Raw genomic sequence first — 23,538 nt, 5'->3', positions numbered from 1 at the left:
TGCACGCCCGCCACGCCCGGGCCGAGCCAGCGCCTCTGAATCGGAGGAGCAAATCTCCCTGCGACGCCCATCTCTGAGGATCCTTAATCGCCTATGTTTCGGCCGTCCTTTTCGTTTCGGTCGCCGGAGGTGTCTCTCCGCCTACCCGGCCCGGAGGCGTGGATTCCTGCAGCCTGATGCGTGCATGCAGGACGTCGCCGATAAACCAGTCGTAGATCAGCACGCCGATCACGGCGCCGATGAAGGGCCCGACGATCGGCACCCAGAAATACCAGCTGAAGGCCCCGTCCACGGTGCCCGGCAGCGCCGTCTGCCCCCCATCCGACCAGCCAGGCAAACAGCCGTGGCCCGAAGTCACGGGCCGGGTTGATGGCATAGCCGGCGTTCGCGCCGATCGACATGCCGATGGCTGCCACGGCCAGCCCGATCATGAACGGACCCAGGTTCGCCTGGACCGCGGTATTGCGCATGTCGATGATGGCCACCACGAACATGAGGAGGAAGGCCGTGCCGACAATCTGGTCGATCAGCGGCCCCACGGGGCTGCCGTTGAAGTAGGGTGCCGGGAAGGTGGCGAAAATGGAGAAGCTGGCAAGCCCCTTCGGATCTGCACGCCCGGTCCCGACGGCCTGGTTATAGGCATCGATGGCGTCGTGATACAGCAGGTACACCATCGCGGCGCCGGCGAAGGCGCCCAGAACCTGTGCGACGATATACGGCCCCACTTTGCCCCAGGGAAATTTACGCCGGACCGCGAACGCCAGGGTCACTGCCGGATTGATGTGTGCGCCGCTGACGCCACCGGCCACATAGATGGCCATCGTCACCGCCAGGGCCCATCCCCAGGTAATCAACAGCCAGTCTCCGGCGGCCCCATGAAGATCGTCGTCGATGTAGCGGCCCGGCCGGATCCCGGCAAAGCGGCGACTGCCATGGCCACAACGCCGTCGCCGATAGAGATCAGCACAAATGTGCCGAGAAACTCTGCAAGAAGTTCACCCCAAGTGCCGCCCAGCTGCTTAAGGCCGCTGCCATGACGGACTGCATTTCTGAGTGGACTGATATCGCTCATCGCGAGTGCCTCCTCGAGTTATCTGATCTACCAACCGACATTTGACAACCCCAGTACATTTATGCTACGCCGATAGTGTCCGTAGGCAACGGTCTAAGATCTATCCGCCGTGGGCAGCACCTACGCCCGCCCCTGCCGTCCCGTCCCGGCAGGCGCGGAGGCGGATTCTGTCGAGGAGCGCGGGCCCTCGCCAGACTTAAATGCGCCGCAAAGACGCGGATTTCGGTTCGGGAAAGGCACCAACATGACCGACAACAGCAGCATCGAAGACACCCCGGATGAGCCAGGCCCGGAGAAAAAGCCGGAAGAACCAGACCTGCGCGGCCGGTACGTCGAAGGCAACTACGGCAAGGCCGGAGCGCAAAGCGGCCGCCATGCGGACGACGAGGAAGGCCAATACATCGAAGGGGACTACGGGGCGGCCGGCAGCGAAGGCGGACTGCCCGAACCCCTCGGAGACAAGGCCAAGGAATCGGGACGCTACGTGGAAGCCAACTTCGGCGACGCCGGATCGACCCCGGGCCGCACCGCTGAATCCGAAATCGGTCAGTATCCAGAGGGCAACTACGGAGCGAGCGGTTCCGTGGATCCCGGCCGCAAACCGCGCACCAAGACCAACACCGATACGGGCACCGGCTCCGGCTCCGGCACCGGCACCGGGACAGATAAAGATAAACAGGAATAGTCCGGCACCTGCACCCCGCAGGACAGGCCGGGAGCGCCGTAGTGAAACCCCAGACTGACGCAATATTCGGTGCCGCTGTAAACGGCACTGCTGGTCACTGACTACCCTGCCAGCAGCCCGGGTGAGAAGCCGGCCGGCCGCTCACCCGAGGCGCGGCGCATTCTTTGCCTCGCCGATTCCAGAGGGAGGGCGTGGCCAGCAGCACCGGGTGACCCACCGGTGTTTGAGTCAGCCACGGTTTGAGGCATGCCTGGTCTTCCGGGGAGAGCGGGAGCGGTCCGTTACCGTCCCAGGGCGACACGGAACCGTGCAAACGACAGCGCCCCCTAAACAACGCAGCCGACGCCGCACCCACACAAGGAACGAGCACCCGGCGGGCAACCTCCCCACCCGTAGCTCGGTTGGCAGATCAGTGAACTCCTAATCCGCGGGACGATGGTTCAAAGCCCACCGGCGCACCCCGGACTTCCCGCCCCATCACGCACCCGCGGTGCGGAGGCGGCCCGGGCGAGTTCCAACGGCACCCGGGCCAACCATCACCGCACCCGCCCATCGGGGGGGGAACCCGCTGCGGCATATCAATACCTATGTCCGGGCAAGAGTAACGGTAAGAGCCCTATGGCCCTGAAACTACGAATGCCTGGCGGCCAGCTTTCGGTCGGCCGCCTATGACCTACCGGACGTTGGCATGCGTTCAGTCGCGGCAAAATCATCGCCCTGTTCATGGTCGGCCTCGTCCAGATCCTGTTCTTCCTCACACCCATCGCCGTCGGCTACGCCTTCTTCCGCGACAAACTGGCCATGCCCGACCTGGACCTGTCGACCCTCAGCTTCGACCCGGGCACCATGATCGTCGGGGCACTGCTGCTCCTGGGCGGATTCACCATCTTCACCGGCGTCCTCGTCGCGATCGGCGCGGTCATGCCCACCGCCAAAGACGCCGGCACAGTCGTCGGACCCCTGATGGCGCTAATCTTCGTCCCCTTCTACGCCATGACCCTCAGCGTCTCGGACCCGCGCGCCCCCATCGTCCAGATCTTCACCTACTTTCCGCTCTCCGCTCCCGTCACCGCCATGCTCCGCAACGGCTTCGGCACCCTCTCACCCGTAGAGGCAACCATCGTCATCGCCGAACTCTTCATCATCGGAATCCTCATCCTCCGCCTCGCCGTCCACCTCTTCCGCTACGGATCCATCCAATACTCAAGCAAACTCTCCATCGCCGGCACCTTCCGCAAACGCAGCACCCCCGCCCGTAACTGACGCAGGCTCGGGATCGCGTATTTTGGCCGATCCTTGTTGTGCGATCCTGAGCGACCACCACCGCATGCTCACTGAGCGGACCCTGAACCGAATGGCAGACGTGGAACTGCGACGCACGCCCGAGCTGGGGCCAGTGGCCTTCACGTCGATGGCAGTGACTTCACCCCCACTCCACGTCCCGGCACTGTCAAGGGCATGGTTCCGGTGCCGAAGAAGCGGGCGGAAAGTCAAGAGGATGAGTCAATCTGAGGGCATTGCGCCAGTACCAGCGCCCGAGAGTAAGCTGACGCACAGAAGCTGACCAGAGTTCCACATCTGTGATCGAGGTTTCAATGGCTGCTTTCCCTTCCAAGCTCCGTTTCTTCTCCTTCGGCGGATACGGATCGGACTCTACCTACCGGGGCGAGCTGACCAGGATGGCACTGCGGCGTGCCGCCCTGGCCTATGGCCAACCTGTCACCGCCGCCCGGGCCGTCGTAGGCGGCGACAACCCGCCCGACGTGCCGGCCGCCCATGCCGCGGGAATCGCCTGCTTGGGCGTCGCCAGCCTCCACTTCACCGCCGACCAGACCCGCAGGGCCGGCGCGGACTGTGTTGTCACTTCCCTGACCGGGGGGCTGCCGCTGGAAGGCATGGAGGTCACAGCGTGACCGCGGCAGGCCCGGGCTCCTGGGCTGTCCAATCCGCGCTCCCGGAGGACCAGCTGCTGATCCTCTTCGGCGCCACCGGGGATCTGGCCAAACGCAAACTGTTCCCAGGCCTGTTCCACCTGGCCGCCGCGGGCATGATGCCAGCCCATTACCGCATCATCGGCTCCGGCCTCCCGGATTACGCGCCGGGCACCGATGGTTTCCGCGCCCATGTGCGCGCCGCCGTCGACAACTACGGGCGGACCGGGCACCGTGCCGGGAGCTGGGAGCCATTCGCGGTCAATCTGGACTTCGCCCCGGCTACCCCCACGGAGCCACATGCACTGCTGGACGCCGTCGCCAGGGCCGAGCAGGACCTGGAAGGGCAGGTTCAGCGCCTGATCTACCTGGCCGTCCCGCCGGATGCCTTCGTTGCGACGGTCCGGATGCTCGGAGCTACGGGCCTGGGCACAGGCGCAAAACTGGTCATCGAGAAACCCTTCGGCCACGATTTGGCCTCCGCAAAGGCCCTGAACCGGGAGTTGCGCACCGTGTTCGATGAAAACCGGATCTACCGGATCGATCACTTCCTGGGCAAGGAAGCAGTCCAGAATATCCTCGCGTTCCGCTTCGGCAATGGCCTGTTTGAGTCGGTCTGGAACGCCGATCATATCGACCACGTCCAGATCGATGTGCCGGAACGGCTCAGCATTGAAGACCGGGCCGATTTTTACGAACAAACCGGGGCCTTCAGGGACATGGTTGTGACCAATCTATTTCACCTGCTTGGCTTCCTCGCGATGGAAGCACCCGAACGCCTGGACGCCGCATCCCTGCACGAACAGGCCGAACGCGTCTTCCAGGCGCTGAATCCCCTTGACCCGGATCGGACGGTGCTGGGCCAGTACGAGGGCTACACCACCGAACCCGGCGTGGCAACGGACTCCACGGTGGAGACCTTCGCCGCCCTCACCGTGGAGATCGACAACCCCCGCTGGGCCGGGGTGCCTTTCCACCTGCGCACCGGAAAAGCGATGGCGCAAAGCCGGCACACCATCACCCTGACCTTCACGAAAGCCCCGCAGGACCTCTTCGGCCCGGCCGACGGTACCTCGGGCAGGGAGGCGCCCAACGAGCTGATTTTCGAGCTCTCCGACCCCGGGTCGATCACGATCAGCTTTCGCACCAAGGCGCCCGGGGCGGACACCAGACTCGATGACGCGTCCCTGAACTTCCACTACGCGGACTCTTTCGCCGCCGCCCATGGGCTCCTGGGCTACGAACGCCTGCTCCACGACGCCATGACCGGGGACCACACCACGTTCACCCAGGCTGGCGGAATAGAACGCCTTTGGGAAATTTCCGCCCACTGCTGGCGCACCCGCCCCGGCCACTGCCCTACCGGCAGGGATCCTGGGGTCCGGCCGAGGCTGATCGGCTCATCGCCCCGGCCAGCTGGCACCTTCCGGAACCCCGGAACGGACGGCCCTGGCAGGGATAAGGGCCGGGCAAGAAGAACCAACAGCCTCGGAAGGCACTGAGATGACCGATTATCAGGACGTGAGGCCGGCACCCATGAACACCGGACAAGCGGGTCTTATCGAGACCCTGGCAAATCAGCTGCGGGTGGACTCGATCCGGTGCAGCACCCGGGCCGGATCCGGTCACCCGACCTCGTCACTGTCCGCGGCGGACCTGATGGCCGTCCTGCTCGAACGGCACCTCCGCTACGACTGGGACCAGCCGGCGCTGCCCAACAATGACCACCTCATCTTCTCCAAGGGCCATGCCTCTCCTCTGCTGTATTCCATGTATAGGGCGGCCGGTATGGTCGGCGAGGAGGAACTGGTAAATACCTACCGGCAGTTCGGGGCCCGGCTCGAAGGCCACCCCACCCCCCTCCTGCCTTGGGTGGATGTGGCGACCGGATCGCTGGGACAGGGACTTCCGGACGCCGTCGGAGTATCCCTGGCGGGACGGTATCTGGACGAGCTCACCTACCACACGTGGGTGCTGTGCGGAGACAGTGAACTGGCCGAAGGCTCAATCTGGGAAGCCTTGGACAAGGCAGCCTATTACAAGCTCGGCAATCTCACCGCCATTGTCGATGTCAACCGGCTGGGCCAGGACGGGCCTACCGAACTTCAATGGGACATGCACGGCTACGCCGGGCGGGTTAAGGCCTTCGGTGCCCACGCCATCATCATCGACGGTCACGACATCACCGCAATCGACCACGCCCTGACACGGGCGCGCTCTGATCCGGACCAGCCCACGGTCATTTTGGCCAAGACCATCAAGGGCAAGGGTGTGCTCGAGGTGGAGGACAAAAACGGCTGGCACGGCAAGGCGCTCCCTGAGGAGATGGCCGAGCGTGCCGTGGCTGCCCTGGGCGGACCCACCCATCTGCAGATCACGACCAGCATGCCCGAACCCGGCACGCCCGCCATCACGCCCGACCCGCAGGCCGCCATCACCCTGCCCCGCTGGGAGGTAGGCGATCAGGTGGCAACCCGGGTGGCCTTCGGGGCCGCGATCGCCGCTATGGCAGTCCGCCCCGAAGTCGTCGTCCTGGACGGTGAAGTCGGGAACTCAACCCACGCCGGGGAATTCAAAGAGACCGCCCCGGAACGCTTCTTCGAAATGTTCATCGCAGAACAACAACTCGTCGCCTCCACCGTCGGACTCTCCGTCCGCGGCTACGTCGCGTTCGCCTCCAGCTTCGCCGCCTTCCTCATCTCCCGGCCCTACGACTTCATCCGGATGGCAGGAGTATCCGAGGTCAGCATCCGGCTCGTGGGCACCCACGCTGGCGTCGAAATCGGCCAGGACGGACCCTCCCAAATGGCGTTGGAGGACATCGCCGCCATGCGCGCCGTGCACACCTCCACAGTGCTGTACCCCTCTGATGCACCCTCCACCGCCCGGCTCGTGCAGACCATGGCCGACACCACCGGAATCTCCTACCTGCGTGCCACCCGCGGAGCGTACCCGGTGATCTACGGCCCGGAGGAGGAATTCCCGATAGGCGGGTGCAAAGTCCACAATGCCGGCCCCGACGACGTCGTGGCTCTCATCGGCGCCGGGGTGACACTGCACGAATGTCTCTCCGCCGCCGGGCAACTCGCCGAGGCCGGAATCAAAGCCCGCGTCATCGACCTCTATTCCATCAAGCCCATCGACACGGACACCCTACGCCGGACCTGTCTGGATACCGGAGGCCACATCGTCGTAGCCGAAGACCACTACCCTCAGGGCGGCATCGGCTCAGCCGTGCTTGAGGCCCTCGCCGGAACGGACACTCCCAACCTGCACATCACCCTACTGGCCGTCAAAGGACTGCCCACCTCCGGCAAACCCGCGGAGTTGCTCGATGCGGCCGGCATCTCTGCACGGCACATCACTGCGGCCGCCCGAACCCTGGTCGGAGCCCTAGAGGGCCAGTCCGCGGCGGAAGCGTAATCTGGGGATCAGGAATCAGGCGTTCCCGGAACTGCAGGGGCATCAATGATCGAAGGCACATCGTGGCACGCGAGGATAATCAGGACAACCCGGACGGTTGTGAGCCGCTGTCTCCGCCACAGGCCCGAGGACGCCGGCCAGCTTCCGAGAGGAACTCTCAACGGAAGCGAACACCGTCGTCGATGACTCATGGGCCGGCTCCGCCCCCGCGCAATACGGGGTGGCGCCGCGGGTGCGCATAGGGAACAGCAAATGGTTCAACCTGCTGTGGTTGCTGCCGATCGGCTTCGTGCTGCTGATCACCGCCGTGGCCCTCGCCAAGGGACTGCGTAGTGTCCCCACAGTCGCGGAGTTCATCAGGGAATATCCAGGCCGGGTTGTTCCGCCCGGAGCCGAAGCCCGGGCAGGGTTCCCTCCCTGGATCGGGTGGCAGCATTTCTTCAACATGCTGCTCCTGATCCCCATCATCCGGGCAGGGTTAGCCATCCTTGCCGATCATCCCGGCTGTACTGGACCCGGCACTCAACCCCGGGCAAGGAATGGTTCCGGATGCAGACGCCGGTACCCACGGACCCGCTTTACACCGCAAAGCAGGACTCCATCACCCTCCCGGACGGCGTGGGTCTGCCGGGCCGGCGGCACTCGATCGGGCTGGCCCGCTGGTGGCACCTGGGTATGGACACGCTCTGGCTGCTCAACGGCCTGGTCTTTTACATTCTCATCTTCACCACGGATCAGTGGCTCCGTCTGGTGCCCACCAATTGGGAGGTCATCCCCAATGCCCTCTCGATGTCCATCCAGTACGCCTCCCTGAACTGGCCAACCGACGACAGCTGGGTCGCCTACAACAGTCTCCAGGTCATGGCCTACTTCATAACGGTCTTTATCGCCGCACCGCTGGCGTTCATCACCGGGCTGGGCATGTCCCCGGCCCTGTCCACAAAATTCAGGTGGATCAGCAGGGTCTTCAGCATCCAAGCCGCCCGGTCGCTGCATTTCCTTGTCCTGGTCTGGTTCCTGCTGTTCATCGTGATGCACGTCTCCCTCGTCGTCGCGACAGAGGCATTGCGGAACTTCAACTACATGTACGCGGACCGCAACTCCGGCGACTGGTACGGGTTCTGGATCTTCGCCGCATCCCTGGCCCTCATGATCGTGATTTGGGTGGGCGTCACCCCGCTCACCTACCGGCATCCACGGATGGTCCAGCGGATCGGGTTTGCCCCCATCGGCCCGGCGCAACAGCTGTTCGAGCACCTCGATTCAAAACCCTGCCGGTACACCGAAAAAGACATTCCCCGTATATGTGGCACAACGGCAAGTACCCCGAATCCACCGAATACAAAACGCTCCTCGCCACAGGCTTCGCCGACTACCGCCTCCAGGTCTCCGGCCTCGTAAAGAACCCGGTGGAACTCGACCTGGCCCAGCTTCACGATCTGGCCCACCACGAGCAGATCACCCAGCACTTCTGCATCCAGGGCTGGTCCGGCGTGGCCAAGTGGGGCGGCGTCTCCATGCAAACCATCATCGACCTGGTGCAGCCGGACCCCGAGGCGAAGTGGGTGATCTTCTACTCCTTCGCCGAAGGATCCGACGGCGGCATCTACTACGACGCGCAGCCGATCGAACAGATGAGCTACCACCTCACCATGCTCGCCTACGACATGAACAACGCGCCGCTGACCTACGGACACCGCGCCCCGCTGCGTCTGCGCAACGAGGTCCAGCTCGGCTTCAAACTCGTCAAATGGATCAAAGGCATCGAATTCGTCAAAGACTTCTCCCACATCGGCGGCGGCGAAGGCGGATACAACAACGACCACGAATTCTTCGGCTACCGCCAATCCGTCTAGCATTACGCCCCACACCCGGCATGCCCGACGAAATCCCGGAACCTGCCATGAGAACCGGGCCACGCTAAAAAACGTGGTGCCGAAGCCACCGCCCGTGTACGGCACGGCGCCAAGTCGTGTTGGGGCGGGCTCTTGAGTAGCGGGCCTTGTCGGGCTCTACCTGGGCGACGGGAGGCCCTCTGCCCCCGTCCGTACGGAGGTAACGACGCCGTGGAGCCGCGCTTCCGTGAAGGCCGAATGCAGTGCGGCCAGGGAATCGTCCTCAGCACGATCCTCGCGCCGTGGGGTTGCACACCACATGACGGGAATCAGCTCCGACAGCGTCAGGGGATCCCGTTCATGGTCACTGATCGGTCCTTCCCGACGCCTGTCTCTTGGGGGCGCCGGACGTAAAGTGGCTACCGTCCGATCAGGTCGGCCAGGACTTGGGCCTCGCTGATGTCGGCGGCTTTGGTTGCCGTCAGCAGCGTTAGCCGTTGGCCCTTAGCGAGTTCGCGCAGATGGTCAAGCGCCTGCGCCCGGGCAGGGTCTTTAAGCTCGGCTTTGTAGCGCTTGGCAAATTCGTCGAACTTGGCGGGGTCGTGGCCGTACCATTTGCGCAGCTCCGTTGACGGGGAGACGTCTTTGCACCACTCGTCCAGCGCTGCCTTGGCCTTGGTCATCCCGCGCGGCCAGATGTGGTCTACCAGAACCCGTACGCCGTCGTCATCCCTGGTCCCGTCATAGACCCGGCGCACCTGGACTTCCGTTGCAGTCGACATTCCCCAGCCTCCTCGCTGACTTTCGGCACGGCGCGGCTACCATCCTTCGAACAGTGACGCCCGAAGCGGCGAAAACCCCTCTGGGTCTTCGTCCTCGGTGACATTATGCTCTCCCGATCCCCCGAGGAGCCACGTGCTCGGCTGCGTCCTTCAACGCACGGATGGCGACGGGACCGTCTCCGTCCGGATAACCGAGGTCGAAGCATATGTCGGCGAACGCGATCCCGGAGCGCACGCCTACCGCGGCAAAACCAACCGAAATAACACCATGTTCGGACCTGCGGGCCACATCCTCGGCACTCCTTACGTCACCTCAAGAGCGGTCGGACCGTCTCACTAATGGTCGTTTTTGAGATGCCGGGGTGCCGTTAATGAGAGGACCGAGAGGGCAGGTCTCCATGTATCGTTGAGTATCGTTGTATATCGTTCACGGTTCACGGTTCACGGTTCACGAAGGAGAGCATGATGCGTAATTCATACCCGGCGGGTGGATTCGTCGGCCCCAACATCGATGGCATGTGGCAGGCCGTTGAGGAGCTGCGTTCGAGGTTTGAGAAGCGCTCGGGCACCCGCGCGGGTCGAGGCGAGGTGCGGTCGGCGATACTGGCCCTGCTTGCGGAGCGGCCGATGCACGGCTACCAGATCATCCGTGAAATCGAGGAGCGCAGCAGTGGCAGCTGGAAGCCGAGTGCCGGCTCCGTCTACCCAACGCTTCAACTGCTGGCCGATGAGGGGTTCATCAGTGCCGCGGAATCCAACGGCCGCAAGATCTACTCTCTGATGGAAGCAGGCCGCGAAGAGGTAGCGGGTGCCGATGCGTCAGAGCTCTGGGAGTCTACGGGTCCGGCATCGGGCGCAGGGTTCGCGGCGCTGCCCAAGGCTGGCGTCGAGCTAGCCCAGGCCGCGTCCCAGGTGGGTCGCACAGGCTCTCCAAAGCAGGTGCAGGAGGCGGTAAAGGTGCTCGACGAGGCACGTCGTCGGCTGTACTCGATCCTCGCCGAGGACTGACGAGGGTGGCGTCGGTTCGCCGGGACCGGGCAGATCCGGTACCCGGCGCCGGGAACACCCGTGCCCGATACCGGCGCATCCTGCGCTTCGCCGCATGGCATCTCGCGGTGACATGGTGGTTTGAGCTCTTCCTCTCTCGCATCGGGCTGGCCAGGATTGCCGAACGCACCCGGGCCAAGAGGATGCGGCACTTCGCGCAGCGCTTCCATGTGCTCGCAGTGGACCTTGGCGGTCTGATGATCAAGGTTGGTCAGTTCCTGTCGTCCAGGCTCGATGTGCTCCCGCCGGAGATCACCGCTGAACTGGAAGGGCTGCAAGACGAGGCGCCTCCCGTCTCGTTCCCAGCAATCCGTGCCCTTGCCGAGGCGGAGCTGGGTGCGCCACTGGACCGGGTGTTCGCCTCGGTCGAGGCGACGCCCATCGCCGCCGCATCCCTGGGGCAGGCGCACCGGGCTGAACTTCTTCGCACCGATGCCGAGGACACCGGTCTCGAAAACGTAGTGTTGAAGGTGCAGCGACCGGGCATCGACGCGATTGTCGACGTCGATCTGGCCGCGTTACGCAAAGTTGGCGGCTGGCTCAGCCACGTGCGCCTCGTGTCCGATCGTGCTGACATGCCCGCACTGGTCGAGGAGTTTGCGCAGACCAGCCTCGAGGAAATCGACTACCTCCATGAGGCGGCGAATGCAGAGCGCTTCGCCGCTGACTTCGACGACGACGACAGAGTGATCGTCCCTGACGTCCTCTGGGAGCGGAGCACCCGCCGCGTTCTCACCCTAGAAGATGTTACGGCGATCAAGATCACGGACGTGGCGGCCCTTCTTGCGGCGGGCATCGATCCCGTGCAGGTTGCCCCGGTCTTCGCGTCGGTAATGTTCGACCAGATATTCACGACGGGCTTCTTCCATGCCGATCCGCATCCCGGCAATATCTTTGTCACTCCGAATGCCGATTCATCCGCACAGCACCCATGGAAGCTGACGTTCATCGACTTCGGCATGATGGGAGAGGTGCCGCCCACGACACGCAGTGGCCTGCGGAAGCTGCTGATCGCAGCCGCCTCGCGTGACGGTAAGGGGTTGGTGACAGCGATCAGAGGCGTGGGAGTGCTGGTTCCGTCGGCCGACACGGCCGAGCTTGAGCGGGCCATGACGCACCTCTTCGCCAGGTTCGGCGGGATGGGCTTCGCCGAGCTTCGTGAGGTGGACCCGCGGGAGTTCCGTGACTTTGCGCTGGAGTTCGGTGACGTGGTTCGCTCGTTGCCCTTTCAGTTGCCGGAGAACTTCCTGCTCATCATCCGCGCGATGTCACTCACGTCGGGTGTGTGCAGCTCACTGGACGCCCGGTTCAATCTGTGGGACTCGGTTGAACCCTATGCGGCGCAGCTGCTGCGCGACGAGCGCGGCAACATCGTGCAGGACGCTGCTCGGCAAGCGCTCGACGCCGCCGGGGTCGCCCTGCGTCTGCCCAAACGCGTTGATGGGCTTCTCACCCGAATCGAGGAGGGTTCACTGACGGTGGCCAACCCGCGCCTGGAACGGCAACTGGCACGGCTTAGCCGCATGGCGCAACGGTCGGCATCGGCGCTGGTTTTCGGAGCCCTGCTCATCGCAGGTTCCGCGGTCCGAGCGGAGGACACGGTGCTCGGCAGCGTGCTGATGATCGCATCGGCGGTTCCGCTGCTGCATGGTCTGTGGGTAGGGCGCCGCGGTCTCTAAACCGAAGTTACGTCTGTGGTGACGCGTGAAATCCCCGCCGTGGCGGGGATTTTGCGGGTTCCGGTGGTTGTTTGTCGGGCTACTTGCCTCCGATGGTGGTCGGGAGGGGCTGGCCGATGAGTTCGAAGGCCTGGCACGAGAGACACAAAGGTTCCCTGACCGTAGGCCAACGCGCGGCCGACATCATGCGGAACGGGATGGGAAGCTGGCCCTTTGTGGGAAGCTTCATCGGCTTCATGTCTATCTGGGCCGCTATCAACACCTGGGCGCTGGCGACCAAGGCCTGGGACCCATACCCCTACATACTCCTGAACCTCCTGCTCTCCATGTTGGCGGGGCTCCAGGGTGCCATTCTCCTCATCGCCGCCAAACGACAGGACGCCATAGCCGCATCCATGGCCCAGCACGATTTCGACACCAATATAAGGGCAAAGGAAGAGATTGAACTTCTGATATCCATTAACCGTGAGCAACTGGTAATGCTGCAGGACCTGAAGAACATAGCGACTCTGGAGAGCCTCAACTTCGAGGGCCGGTCGAGCCCCTGAGAACGGTCAGTGCCGTATACCCCCTTTTTTGGGGCCAGGGCGTCAAGGGCGTCAAGGTTCAAGAGCCGCCCACGGAAGGGTTCCCACCCTAGATGTCGGAGGCCGGATCACCGTTGAGGCGCCGACGGTGGAACCGAAACAGGAGTTCGACGGCGAGGACGCCAGCGAGGGCGACGAGCACCGATGTCGTCAGGTGTTCCTGGCCCAGCGGTGAACTCAAAAAAATCCCGGAGTGGAGGCACCGTCAGCACGAGCGTAAGGGCGGCATACATGACACCAATGATCAATACCCGCCACCGGTTCAGCGGCCGCGAGAGAACCACCAACACCCACAATGCGATCAGTGTCAGGACAAGAACGGAACCGGTCCGCGCCGCGGCACCGGCCCCCGTCATGAGGGAATAAGTGCATACTAGGGTTCCGGAACATTCCGACCCGCACAGCGGCGCGCCCACCCTGACAGTCCAGTTGAGATGCCGGCCCCAACATCGCTTCTAAGCCTAAGTTCATCTCCGGCGTTGACGACCGATATTGAAACCCGGCCCGTCCGGGGTTGCCGCCAGGGCTCGTCCCGCCGCTGAAGGCGGACCGGAAGCCCTGGCAGCCCAGCCCATCGAAACCGGCTGCTCCGGCGGCTAAGCTGGCTGCTCAAGCCCGCCTTTCCGCGAACGACCCGTTGGGCTGGGGCCCCCGGCGCCAGGAAGCCCTCGCTCTTGAATTACGACGACTACGCCCCGGCGCGGACCTCCAGGTTCTTCCGGCCGGCGCCGCCCACGTTTGCAGGCCGATACAGCTAGCCAAGGAGTACAACGCATGCCTGACGAAAACAAGGGCGAGGTCCGCTGGTTGCCACAGCCTGAGGACCAAGATTATCCGAGCGCTGCGGGGTATCTTTCCTTACTTGAATCCGACGATGTGGTTTCCTCGATTGTCGCGTCGCTCAGGGTCGCCCCAATCCAGCATCGCAAGGCCAAGGACATCCTCCGGGCCGCGAGACTGGTGCTGCTGCCCAAGGACAACGCCCACGTGGCCTCGGACCTGAAGAAAATCAAGGAAGGCAAGAAGCTCTCGCCCATCCTGATGATCAAGGGCGACCTGGCCCGGGGCATTCCCGCGCAGGTCGCCGATGGCTACCACCGGGTATGCGCAAGCTACTACACGGACGAAAACACCGACATTCCAGTCAAACTGGCTGACGCACCCCGATAACCACCTGCAAGCCAACCGCCATGCCGTTAGAAGGAGGAACGTGTCGTTCTTACAGCTTTCGCTGATCGCCGCGGTCGCGCTCCTCGGCCCGCTGCTGGCACTGCCTCGGAAATGGCACATTCCCGTGGTGCTGGGTCAGTTGCTGGCGGGTATCGTCATCGGGCGCACGGGTCTGGGGCTGGTGGAATCCTCGGATCCCACGTTCACCTTTCTGGCCGACGTCGGGTTCGCCCTCATCATGTTCGTCGCCGGGACGCACGTCCCGATGCGGGACAAAGCCATCCGCCCCGCACTCGGTGGTGGCGCCATGCGTGCCGGCATCGCCGCAGTGCTCGCGGCCGCCGTCGGAATCGTCATTGCCGTTACCTTTGGCACCGGACATGCTCCCCTTTACATCGTTCTGCTCGCTTCCTCGTCGGCAGCCTTGGTCCTGCCGATCGTCGATTCGCTGCGGCTGACGGGACCGAAGGTCCTGACGACGACGGCACAGGTGGCGGTAGCGGACATCGCCTGCATTGTCGCGCTTCCGCTTGCTGTCGACCCTCCCAATGCGCCGAGGGCAGCCGTCGGGGCAGCCGCCGTCGCGGCGTGCGCTGCGGTTTTGTTCTTTGTGCTTCGCTGGCTGGAGAACAGCGGTAACCGCGGACGGCTGCATGACATGTCCGCAGACCGGAAATTCGCCTTGGAACTGCGGATCCAACTCGCCTTGCTCTTCGCGCTCTCCGGGCTTGCCGTCGCGGGCCACGTGTCCATCCTGCTGGGAGGGTTCTCCTTCGGCCTGGTGGTCGCAGCGGTGGGCGAACCCCGACGGCTGGCACACCAACTCTTCGCCGTCAGCGATGGATTTCTAGGGCCGGTATTCTTCGTCTGGCTGGGCGCATCGCTCGATCTGCGCACCCTTGCGGGTAACCCCAGAATGATTCTCCTAGGGATTTGCCTTGGCCTGGGAACCCTGCTGGTCCACGGAAGCCTGCGGCTGCTCGGCCAGCCTCTGCCGCTGGCCATTCTTGCAGCGTCCCAATTGGGAGTACCGGTTGCCGCCGCCACTATCGGCTCCCAATTGCATCTGCTGGAACCGGGAGAAGCCGCGGCCATGATCCTCGGGGCCCTCATCAGCATCGGGGCAAGCACCACCGCGGGCTCACTGGCCGCCCGCACGTTTACGCAGCCCGCCCCGGCGTCGGCGGGCAAGTCATCCGAGGGCGGCCCGACCGCGGCTGCGTAGTTCACCTAAGCTATAGGGCGACTTCGCTAGTCTGCCAGTTCCCTTGTGTGCCAGTCGTTTGGAACCGGCCCCGTGTGGGCGACGTGCATCGCGCTTCAGTGACCGCTCACGGCCAGATCCGGCCCGAAGTTGGACGACAGTTCGACAAGCCCTCGCAGCCACAGAGGCCGCCGGCTTGTCACCCAGGACAGCTGGGAAGCATGGACATTGCCTGACGGACGCAAGATCGGAACGTTGTGGCACGACTACCAACTGATCGTCCGAGGCGATTCCGGCAGCATCGCCGAACCGATGCCGCCCAGCAACTAGTCCGGCGCCGACTTCGGAAGTATGGTCTCAATGATGTTGTCAACAGCTTGGACCCTGAGTGGACAGGGGGCTGCTCGTACGGTGTTCAGATGCCGCCGACTTTGCACAGGGCAGGCCCGGACGTATCACAACAAACCGCGCCTCCTGACCCTTGGTGAGCGGAGTAGCGCGAGGACCCGAGCAAGGCTGAACCAGCGCGGCTCAGTTGGCCAGTGAGCGCACTACTCGTGCAGGCGAGCCCACAACAATGGACTTTTCGGGTACGTCTTTCGTGACCACGGACGCAGCCGCCACGACTGCATCATCACCAATAGTCACGCCCGGCAGAATGGTGACGTTAGATCCGATCCAAACATTGCGGCCGATGACGACAGGGGCCGGGTGCATGTCCGCGCGGCGGCTCGGTGCAAGGTCGTGGTTGAGTGTGGCAATCACCGTGTTGTGCCCGATCAGACAGTCGTCCCCAATGACGACACCGCCCTGGTCCTGAAACTTGCACCCGGAATTGATGAAGATCCGCTCCCCGAGGGTGATGTTCTTCCCGAAGTCGGAGTGGAAGGGCGGGAAAACCGTCACGGATTCGTCAACCGGCTTGCCGGTCAGCTGAGCCAACAGCTCCCGTATACGCGCCGGTTCCTGATATCCGCCGTTGAGTTCGCCGGTAATGCGCAGGGCATCCTGGCTGACCCGGTGCATGACCTCATGCAAGGGCGAGTCCCCGGTGATGGTATCGCCGGCATTCAGTGCCTCAAGGAGATCGTCGAGTTCCATGGTGTCCGTTCTATCAAGCTGGGACGGGGCTTGGGCACAAAAACTGGGTCCTTAGTTACAAGGCCTTCTGTGCGCCGCGATGATCGTGCTGGTGGAGCAGCTGGTGCACTAACGATGGCTGCCGTTGCCGGATTCCTACAACATCCCCCTGAAGGGCCCACATCCTTGGAACCAGGACGCGCAAGTGGGGCACTCCCCCGTTGCAAGAATCCGCGGACTGCGGCTTAATCTGACCGTCCCCCAAGTTCTCCCACAAGTGAATCGAGAATGACCCCGTCATGGCTGGAACTTTCGGGACGCTGGACTGAACAGCTCAGGCGTGTACCGTTCAGGCCGTCCTAGTGGGCTCCGGTCAGATTACATCTTCCTAGGACGTGCGGTCGCGGCGGGAAGCGCCGGCCCATGCCCGGACCCGCTCGTGAGCTCCCCGAGTCTGTTTGCGGCGGTTCCGCATAACAGAATGGGCCGACCGTCTCAGTAATGGATCGTATTTGAGATGGAATGTGTCATCTGCCCACTGGAAGCCTTCTGCATTAACCAGTAGACGGCGGTTCCCATACCTTAGCCAAACCCTCACTGGGCGTTCTCCCGGCGTACCGCAGTGGCATGAGCTGTGTGGCGTTGAAGGTCATGGACGAGCGTAGTGAGCGCGGCTGCGCTGCGGGGGTCTTCGGCGAGGCCGACAAGCTGGGAGGCGATGACGGCCAGTTTTTTGTTGGTGTGGTTGCTGTGGACACAGAGCAGAGCGAAAGCTGCATCGGCACCGACGCTGAGCCGTCCCATAAGAATGCCCACGGCTTTTTCGATGACGGCGCGGGCGCGGACGGCTCCGGCGACGGCATCCCTGGCGGCCCGTTCAGTTTCCGCGCGGACAGTTGAGGTCAAGTCGACCATGGTTCCGGTGATGGAGACGAGCCTGTCGTTCGCGTCGAGGACGGCCTCCCCGGTCGTCAGTACCCGGTGTTCGCGCTGATGGGCGTCAATCAGGCGGTGGTAGCTGGAGAAGTACCCCCCGACATCGGCCAGGTCGGTGTGCAATTCACGCATTTTTGCCCTGTCACCGGGGTGCTTGTGCGCCAGGACGAGTTCAACGGTGGGCACGACCTCTCCGCGCTGGTATCCGTGGATCCGGTAAAGCGCATCGGACCACACCATCACCCCGGTCACGACATCGGTGAGAAACGCCCCCGCGGTGCAATCGGTGGCCTCCAGCGCGCTGGAGTAGGTGAACATGCTGTCCAAAGTACTCATACCGTTCGCACCAGTCCGTCGTGGGAATCCCCCAGTAGGGGGCAAAGATCGGTGATCAAACCCGTTCCGGCACACTCGCGGACGACACGGATACCCTCGACGGCCGACACCTTGTCCGGGAACGGTCCGGATACCGCCACAACCGTCCCATCGGGAGCCTTCAGCCTAAACCCGAAAGACAGGTTCCCGTCGTGAAAAAGCTCGAACGCTCCGCTCATAGTTACCCCTCTGGCGCCCGGCGGAAAACCAAAGGCGACCTCATCAAAATCCAAAACGCAACGCTGCGCCCCGGCCGGCCCGGTAACGGGAGAGGGCGCACCCCCTGTGACCCCAGCCACACCCACCCTCAACGGTACGGATGAACCCGCGTACGAGCGAGTAAGCGGCTGCTGGGATCGCCTTCTACCTCGCACGCCCGTTAATCCCTTCCCACTGGTCGCAAATAGCTGAACGCCCTATAGCTCCTGCAGGAAAATTAGGCAACCCACGGCTGCGCCGGCCCCGGGGCTCAGAGACGACCTCGGGAAAGCAGTTTCACGGCGGCCACGAGTAACCCCTCCGGGTACTGAAACGGTCTGCCGATGGATGAACCAGTGCAAAGCACGCATTGTCGTACCTGAGCGCGGCAATCGCCTTCACAGCTGTCCATACGCTCCCCACGGCGCTCATCGGGGCTTGGTACTACCCGAGCAACCGACCGTGCCGACGGCTTGCGAGCACGTATTCCTTATCCGGGGTTGCCGGAAGCCTCGGCCCGCGTCAGGGCTCCCGTGGTGACCACCATCGCGCGGACGCGCTGATGGCAAACTGGCATCCTGGAATTTCCGACGGCGTAATGCGGAACAGCTGATCCTTGGCCCCTAACTCCACTGGACGCCGCCCGAGAAGGACGTCATGGAAGACCGCCGTCCACGTCCGGGCTGCCGGCGGGCCGGGAGCCCCCTGGCCCTACTCAACGGGAACGTAAATCGTTTAGGCACTCCGGCCCGGGTCAAACACTGCCCTGCGCGGTAGCCTGACATGGAGACGGCGGCGGTGCGGGCAGTTGTGCCTCACAAGAGCGAGCGGAAATGTTTCTCCTGCCGTCAACAGAGGCTAGACGTCGCGCACTTCTCGAAAGTGAGCGATCTCCGGGGGATGAATTCTAATGGCTGAATCTCAGCAGAAATTGATGCATGTTGCTTTCCTGCTCACGGACCTCGAGGTCCGTGAAGCCTGGTTAATGTACTTCGCGTATGGGGGCAACAAGGATCGGTGGGTCATCGATGCCTATCTGAACGGACTGATGCCCCTGCCCGCCCACGACTGCAACCTGCTGGCACTAGTCCTAGTCCTCAATGAGCGCCTGACCGAACTCCATTTGCCGCACCTCGCCTCCTACCGCGGTTAAAGACGCGTCACGGAGCATGGTCCCGAAGACGTCCAGGCGCGAAACTGATCGGCTACGCACGTGTTTCGACGCGGCAGCAGTCCACCTGTCATTTTCCGAAGTCGTCTGCACAGAATGTTCAAAGCCGTCTGCACAACCTTTTGACGCGCCCTTGAGCGCGAGCTGCAATGCGGGCCTGATCCAGGGCTTCAGGCCCGCATTGATCAGCGGGATTTCCGGGCCTCCCCCGGGCTGGGGATGTCCGGGGGCTCCAACTTTAATTCTCGGTGGCTTCGCTGTGCCGGGACTGAGGACAGGGTTATTTCCCGGGCGCTGTGGTGTCTAGTGGGTGGCGGCGTTGGCGTCGCTTGACCTCGGCCACTAGCGTGTCCAAAGCGATGAAAGCCAGCAGGCTGTAGCCCAGCAGCGGCAGGAAGAGCCCGACGGCGACCATGACGGTGATCGCGGTCAGGACCCCGGCCCAGTGCCCACGGAGGAAGGCCCCGCGCGGTGCCGGGCGGCCGAAGGCACGGGCGCTGCCACGGCTGGGGCGGCGCTTCCACCACATCACGTAGCCCCATCCGACCATGGCGGCCAGCCCGGCGGCGATTCCGAGCAGGGCGAGCTGGTTCGGCAGGCCGAACAGCAGCCCCATGTGCGCGGCGATGCCCCAGCGGGTGAGCTTGGCTGCGGGGTTGAAGTCATCAAAATCGAGCCGGCTGGTGATCTGGCCCGTGGCCGGGTCGACGGCGACGGCGCTGGCCGAGGCGGGCCATTCCCTCCCCGTCTCGGTGACCGACCATGCCGTGCCGGGTTTGGCCGGGGGTTTGATGTCGATCATTGGTGCGCTGATGATGTCGGCGCGGGCGATCCTTGTCACCGTGTCGAACATGACCGGATCGAACGCCGGCAACTCGGCAGACGCGGCAGTGGATCCGTGGCCGGAGTGGTCTCCTGCCGCAGCGGAAGAAGGCCCGGTCAGCGATGTCTTCAGCGTCGGGGTGGTCCAGTCCAGGGCGGTGCGCAGGGTGCTGACGTTGGCGCCGGCGTTCTCTGACCAGGTCAGACCGGTCGCGGAGAGGAACAGAAACGCCGCCAACAGGATGGTTCCGGTGGTTCCGTGCAGCCAGACAGTCCGGGCGCGCCCCGTGGCCGGGCGTGGCTTCGGGGCGGTGTTCTTGGTGGTGCGTTTGCGGCGGATCCTCTCGATCCACAGCAGCAGGCCGCCCAGGGCGATCACCCACAGCCAGGAGGCTGCGAGCTCGCTGTAGACGCGGCCGGGTTCGCCGAGGTTCAGGGACCGGTGGAGGTTGGAAATCCAGGTCCGCACAGGAAGTGCGCCGCTGCTGCCGTAGGTGGGGAGATCCCCGCGGATTTCCGCCGTGCCCGGATCAACGAACAGTGTCCGGTACTGGGATTCGCCCAGGGACGCATCGGCGAACAGCACCCGGGTGGTGTCTTCCGGTCCGGGGGCGGGCCGGACGGTGACCAGGGCATCCCCATCGGCATGGTCCATGGCCGCTTTGACTTGAGTCGAAAGCGGCAGCGGCTCGGTCACGGCGGGAACCTGGAGTTCCTTGGAATACATGGCCTGCTCCAGCTGCGGGGCCATCGCATACAAGCCGCCGCTGACGGCCGCGACCAGCAGGAACGGACCGGCCAGGATCCCGGCGTAAAAGTGGATCCTGAGCAGGAAGGCCCGGAACCAGCCACGGTCCGCGGCCGGCTGGGTGTCTGGATCGGGTTGCGATGGAGTGGGTGATGCCCCGGCAGGGGGCTTGGTCAGAAGAGTCATGACTGTGCGTCTTTCAAGAGGAGTTTTGTGGTCTGCGGCAGGGCGCGACTGTGAGGTACCGCCATGCGCGGGTGTGGCCGCCCGTCAAGGTGGCGTGCGGGCAGCACGAGCCCGGCGGTGCCGGTGGGTCCGGGACAGCGGGGGTCGCGTGTGGCCGGTGGCGGGTCAGTTGCCCTTGGTGGGGCGGGTGCGGGCCAAGGCGGTGACGCCGGCGGCCAGGCCGATCAGGCCGGCGGCGAGTCCGAACCAGCCTGCCGTAGATCCGCCATCCCCGGCGGCAGGCGCTGCAGCCGGCGCCGGGGTTGCTGCCGCGGAGGGTGCCGGGGCGGCCGTGCCGGTGTCCTTGGCCGTGGTCACGAACGAGGGCGCAGGGTGTTCAGGCTCGGCCTGGCCCTCGGCGGTCTTCTGGTCCCATTTCACCACCGTGCCGTCCGTGTAGGTTTGGGACGCGGGCAGGGTCACGGTGGTGCCGGCATCGGGCAGGACACCGACGGAGAGGGAGAATGCCTGGTACTCGTTCTGGCCGATTTGGTGCGCGGCGTCCGCGGTCCACACCACGGAGCTGGGGGCCTTGGTCACCGTGGCTCCGGCGATGGTCACGGGCTTGGGGAGATCGGCGGTGATGATCTGGGAGGTCCAGCCCTCGACCGGCTTCACTGACACCGAGGTGAACGGGGTCTCGGTCGGCAGGGTCACTTCCAGCTTGTTCGTCTTGGCCGTGGCCGATTCGTTGGGGACGTTGAAGGTCAGGTGGGTGTAGCCGCCGGCCGCGGTGTCATCAGGATCGACGTGGACATGGGCGGACGCGGCGGTAACGCCGACGGCGAGCAGCGCGGCGGCCATCGTGGCGGCCGAGACGGTTTTGAGGGTACGGCGGAGAGAAGATTTCATGGCAAGGATGCCTTTCACACAAAAACGGGTCGGGAACCTGGCCCGAAACACGTCCGGGCCGGGAAGAGCAGCGGTCTGCCGCCGGATCCCTGCCCGTTAGGGAAAGGCAACGGTTGGGTTCAGTCGGCCGGCAGGCTCGCCGGTGGGCCGCGCCGTGCAGGCATGCGCCGGACCAGTTGGTCCCTGGGAAGGACGAGGGGAGCCATACACGGGCCGGGAACGCGCGCCGGAACGATAGTGCACGAGACGGGAAGCTGGGCCAGCGGGCGCAGCCAGGCGGCCAGCGCCCACAGGGTCTGCTCACCACGGGCGAGCACCACAGCGGTGGCCAGAGTCGCCACGGCATGGGCGGCGAACATCTGCCAGTCCCCGGCCGTTGTGTCGGCCGGGGGGGCGGCACTAAATGATCCCATGGCCGGGAAGGGCGTGTGGTGGGCGTGGCCGGACAGAGCCGGGCCGGCCGCAGGCGCCGCGCCGGAGAGAGCGTGAAAAGCCCAGTGCAGCCAGAGCTGTCCGGCACCGAGCAGCCCGGCCAGGACAGGCATGCTCAAACGGAACGTCGTCAGAACTGAGACGGGCAGCACCGTCAAAGCGCACAGCGCCATGAGGATCACAGGTTCGGGAAGTGTGCCGCCGCCGGCCAGATGCCCTCCCGCGGCCAGGCCCAGAATAGTTGAACTGATCAACCCGGTACGGAGCAACCGGAAAGAAGCGCACGTCGTCATTGGCGATCCTTTCCGGTCCGGGCCCAGGTGGTCACCACGACAAATCCTACGGTTCCGGCGTTGTCGGTTCCCCTACGGGAACATTCGTGACGATGACACATACCATCGTCCAGTCCTTCCGAAGTCAGGGAAACCCCAATTCTGGATGGTTCAAACTACCCCTTACGACGGGTCGTCCCGTGGAGAACCTGGTGGGTCCTCCTGGTTGATCCCGAGCAGCCCCGGAACCGCAACCGGGTTGCGGGTATGGGAGACCCGTGTCGACCTCATGCTGGCCATTACGACCTGGATCGAGCACAGCTACCGCCCGCAAACCCGTCAACGCGCCTTCAAACGGCTTACACCCATCGAGTTTGAGACAATTGAACCGCGGCCTGAGCCGCATGGGAACCATCGACTCCAGCTGTCAACTAAACCCTTCAGCGGTCCCAACGGTTCCGCACAGCAATTCCACAGACGATCCATATCGAGGGCACAGTCGGCGGGCCCACTGTTGTTCGTACTTGGGTTGCCGCGGACGCAACGGCGGCCGCGACTGACCGGAGCGCCGGTCCTCATAAGGCGAACCTTTCGCCGTATGGGAACGACACTGTACGACTACTGATGGGCGGCTCAGCACGATCATTTTGCGCAGGCACCTACTTCCTTCAGTCCCCGCAGTTTCCTTCAGTCCCACAGACATGCTGCTATCGATGCCGGCATGTACGTCCGAAGCCGCTGCCTCCACCCCAGCGGCGTGAGCGTAGATCCGCCGGTCCAAGCCCCTGGCTCGCGCCGGTGACCAGCGCGAACTTCCCGTCGAGGCGCGCGGCACCGGTCATCGTGCTTCCCGATTCGCGGCGGCCCTGTTTTGTGGCAGGAGGAAGCCAACTGCGATGAGCCAGAGGAGCCCGCCGAAGCGCCCGATCGGGAGCAGGAATTGGATCGGCTCGATAGCCATCGAGAGGAAGCTCAGTTCAGACAGGGCGGCGATGACGAGGCCGGTCCAGGC

General features: G+C 64.1%; 24 protein-coding genes and 1 pseudogene. 15 read left to right on the top strand and 10 right to left on the bottom strand.

The features are described 5' to 3' along the window. Nucleotides 1-83 precede the first annotated feature (83 nt). Nucleotides 84-854 carry an MIP/aquaporin family protein gene (locus J2X01_RS15270; protein ID WP_310059144.1) on the bottom strand — a complete coding sequence of 257 codons (771 nt, stop codon included), beginning with the start codon at nt 852-854 and terminating at the stop codon, nt 84-86. Then, nucleotides 851-1,072: a hypothetical protein gene (locus J2X01_RS15265; RefSeq protein ID WP_310059141.1), complete on the bottom strand. Its 222-nt coding sequence runs from the start codon at nt 1,070-1,072 to the stop codon at nt 851-853. Before J2X01_RS15265 ends, J2X01_RS15270 begins: the two co-directional genes overlap by 4 nt. Nucleotides 1,073-1,316: 244 nt before the next feature. Between J2X01_RS15265 and J2X01_RS15260 the strand changes: the two genes are divergently transcribed. From J2X01_RS15260 to J2X01_RS15230, 7 genes are all read left to right on the top strand, one after another. Beyond that, nucleotides 1,317-1,757 carry a hypothetical protein gene (locus J2X01_RS15260; RefSeq protein ID WP_310059137.1) on the top strand — a complete coding sequence of 147 codons (441 nt, stop codon included), beginning with the start codon at nt 1,317-1,319 and terminating at the stop codon, nt 1,755-1,757. Between the two features lie 708 nt (nt 1,758-2,465). After that, complete coding sequence (locus J2X01_RS15255; protein ID WP_310059337.1) at nt 2,466-3,020, top strand: ABC transporter permease; 555 nt, start codon at nt 2,466-2,468, stop codon at nt 3,018-3,020. A 332-nt stretch (nt 3,021-3,352) separates the two neighbouring features. Next, nucleotides 3,353-3,670 carry an HAD hydrolase-like protein gene (locus tag J2X01_RS15250; protein ID WP_310059134.1) on the top strand — a complete coding sequence of 106 codons (318 nt, stop codon included), beginning with the start codon at nt 3,353-3,355 and terminating at the stop codon, nt 3,668-3,670. Next, nucleotides 3,667-5,190, top strand: a complete 1,524-nt coding sequence (gene zwf, locus J2X01_RS15245) for a glucose-6-phosphate dehydrogenase (RefSeq protein WP_310059132.1) — start codon at nt 3,667-3,669, stop codon at nt 5,188-5,190. Before J2X01_RS15250 ends, zwf begins: the two co-directional genes overlap by 4 nt. Before the next feature lie 34 nt (nt 5,191-5,224). After that, nucleotides 5,225-7,111 (top strand): transketolase, encoded by a 1,887-nt coding sequence (locus J2X01_RS15240; protein ID WP_310059129.1) that lies wholly within the window; start codon nt 5,225-5,227, stop codon nt 7,109-7,111. Nucleotides 7,112-7,660: 549 nt separating this feature from the next. Next, entirely contained in the window at nt 7,661-8,512 is an 852-nt protein-coding gene (locus J2X01_RS15235; RefSeq protein ID WP_310059126.1) for a cytochrome b/b6 domain-containing protein, read from the top strand. Next, nucleotides 8,416-8,967 (top strand): molybdopterin-dependent oxidoreductase, encoded by a 552-nt coding sequence (locus J2X01_RS15230; protein WP_310059124.1) that lies wholly within the window; start codon nt 8,416-8,418, stop codon nt 8,965-8,967. The genes J2X01_RS15235 and J2X01_RS15230 overlap by 97 nt, the downstream gene beginning before the upstream one ends. Nucleotides 8,968-9,365: 398 nt before the next feature. On the opposite strand, the gene J2X01_RS15225 is transcribed toward J2X01_RS15230, so the two are convergent. Beyond that, nucleotides 9,366-9,728, bottom strand: a complete 363-nt coding sequence (locus tag J2X01_RS15225; protein ID WP_310059122.1) for a DUF488 domain-containing protein — start codon at nt 9,726-9,728, stop codon at nt 9,366-9,368. A 97-nt stretch (nt 9,729-9,825) separates the two neighbouring features. Between J2X01_RS15225 and J2X01_RS15220 the strand changes: the two genes are divergently transcribed. From J2X01_RS15220 to J2X01_RS15205, 4 genes are all read left to right on the top strand, one after another. Next, nucleotides 9,826-10,068 (top strand): DNA-3-methyladenine glycosylase, encoded by a 243-nt coding sequence (locus tag J2X01_RS15220; RefSeq protein WP_374724980.1) that lies wholly within the window; start codon nt 9,826-9,828, stop codon nt 10,066-10,068. Nucleotides 10,069-10,193: 125 nt separating this feature from the next. Then, a complete protein-coding gene (locus J2X01_RS15215) occupies nt 10,194-10,736 on the top strand; it encodes a PadR family transcriptional regulator (RefSeq protein ID WP_310059334.1) in 543 nt (180 codons plus the stop codon). Between the two features lie 5 nt (nt 10,737-10,741). Beyond that, the gene (locus J2X01_RS15210; protein ID WP_310059120.1) at nt 10,742-12,454 is read left to right on the top strand and encodes an ABC1 kinase family protein; all 1,713 of its coding nucleotides are present in this window, start codon (nt 10,742-10,744) and stop codon (nt 12,452-12,454) included. A gap of 116 nt (nt 12,455-12,570) precedes the next feature. Next, a complete protein-coding gene (locus J2X01_RS15205) occupies nt 12,571-13,002 on the top strand; it encodes a DUF1003 domain-containing protein (RefSeq protein ID WP_310059116.1) in 432 nt (143 codons plus the stop codon). An 88-nt stretch (nt 13,003-13,090) separates the two neighbouring features. Here the strand turns inward: J2X01_RS15205 and J2X01_RS15200 are convergent, their stop codons facing one another. Beyond that, on the bottom strand, nt 13,091-13,222 hold the full coding sequence (locus J2X01_RS15200; protein ID WP_310059114.1) for a hypothetical protein: 132 nt from the start codon (nt 13,220-13,222) through the stop codon (nt 13,091-13,093). Nucleotides 13,223-13,815: 593 nt separating this feature from the next. On the opposite strand from J2X01_RS15200, the gene J2X01_RS15195 reads away from it, so the two are divergent. Both J2X01_RS15195 and J2X01_RS15190 read left to right on the top strand, forming a co-directional pair. Then, complete coding sequence (locus tag J2X01_RS15195; protein ID WP_310059111.1) at nt 13,816-14,211, top strand: hypothetical protein; 396 nt, start codon at nt 13,816-13,818, stop codon at nt 14,209-14,211. A gap of 40 nt (nt 14,212-14,251) precedes the next feature. Beyond that, on the top strand, nt 14,252-15,436 hold the full coding sequence (locus tag J2X01_RS15190; protein WP_310059107.1) for a cation:proton antiporter: 1,185 nt from the start codon (nt 14,252-14,254) through the stop codon (nt 15,434-15,436). Nucleotides 15,437-15,946: 510 nt separating this feature from the next. Here the strand turns inward: J2X01_RS15190 and J2X01_RS15185 are convergent. The 3 genes from J2X01_RS15185 to J2X01_RS15175 all read right to left on the bottom strand — a co-directional run bounded on the left by J2X01_RS15185 (nt 15,947) and on the right by J2X01_RS15175 (nt 18,039). Continuing rightward, the gene (locus J2X01_RS15185) at nt 15,947-16,516 is read right to left on the bottom strand and encodes a DapH/DapD/GlmU-related protein (RefSeq protein WP_310059104.1); all 570 of its coding nucleotides are present in this window, start codon (nt 16,514-16,516) and stop codon (nt 15,947-15,949) included. A 573-nt stretch (nt 16,517-17,089) separates the two neighbouring features. Then, nucleotides 17,090-17,767, bottom strand: coding sequence for a PAS and ANTAR domain-containing protein (locus tag J2X01_RS15180; protein ID WP_310059101.1), 678 nt, complete (start codon nt 17,765-17,767; stop codon nt 17,090-17,092). Beyond that, a complete protein-coding gene (locus J2X01_RS15175) occupies nt 17,764-18,039 on the bottom strand; it encodes a YegP family protein (protein ID WP_310059099.1) in 276 nt (91 codons plus the stop codon). Before J2X01_RS15175 ends, J2X01_RS15180 begins: the two co-directional genes overlap by 4 nt. Nucleotides 18,040-18,914: 875 nt before the next feature. On the opposite strand from J2X01_RS15175, the gene J2X01_RS15170 reads away from it, so the two are divergent. Further along, complete coding sequence (locus tag J2X01_RS15170; protein WP_310059096.1) at nt 18,915-19,157, top strand: hypothetical protein; 243 nt, start codon at nt 18,915-18,917, stop codon at nt 19,155-19,157. 298 nt (nt 19,158-19,455) lie between these two features. Here the strand turns inward: J2X01_RS15170 and J2X01_RS15165 are convergent, their stop codons facing one another. The 3 genes from J2X01_RS15165 to J2X01_RS15155 form a co-directional block, all read right to left on the bottom strand. Then, entirely contained in the window at nt 19,456-20,931 is a 1,476-nt protein-coding gene (locus tag J2X01_RS15165) for a PepSY-associated TM helix domain-containing protein (RefSeq protein WP_310059093.1), read from the bottom strand. A gap of 165 nt (nt 20,932-21,096) precedes the next feature. Beyond that, on the bottom strand, nt 21,097-21,822 hold the full coding sequence (locus J2X01_RS15160) for a YcnI family copper-binding membrane protein (protein WP_310059091.1): 726 nt from the start codon (nt 21,820-21,822) through the stop codon (nt 21,097-21,099). 119 nt (nt 21,823-21,941) lie between these two features. After that, nucleotides 21,942-22,547, bottom strand: coding sequence for a hypothetical protein (locus J2X01_RS15155; protein WP_310059088.1), 606 nt, complete (start codon nt 22,545-22,547; stop codon nt 21,942-21,944). A 247-nt stretch (nt 22,548-22,794) separates the two neighbouring features. On the opposite strand from J2X01_RS15155, the pseudogene J2X01_RS15150 reads away from it, so the two are divergent. Then, nucleotides 22,795-22,911 (top strand): annotated as a pseudogene (locus J2X01_RS15150) (IS3 family transposase); the annotation flags it as partial. Nucleotides 22,912-23,538 lie beyond the last annotated feature (627 nt).

This window comes from Arthrobacter ginsengisoli (genome assembly GCF_031456935.1).
Lineage (GTDB): Bacteria > Actinomycetota > Actinomycetes > Actinomycetales > Micrococcaceae > Arthrobacter > Arthrobacter ginsengisoli.
Note: the sequence above shows the minus strand (reverse complement) of the source record. Positions and strands in the feature narration are given on the sequence as shown.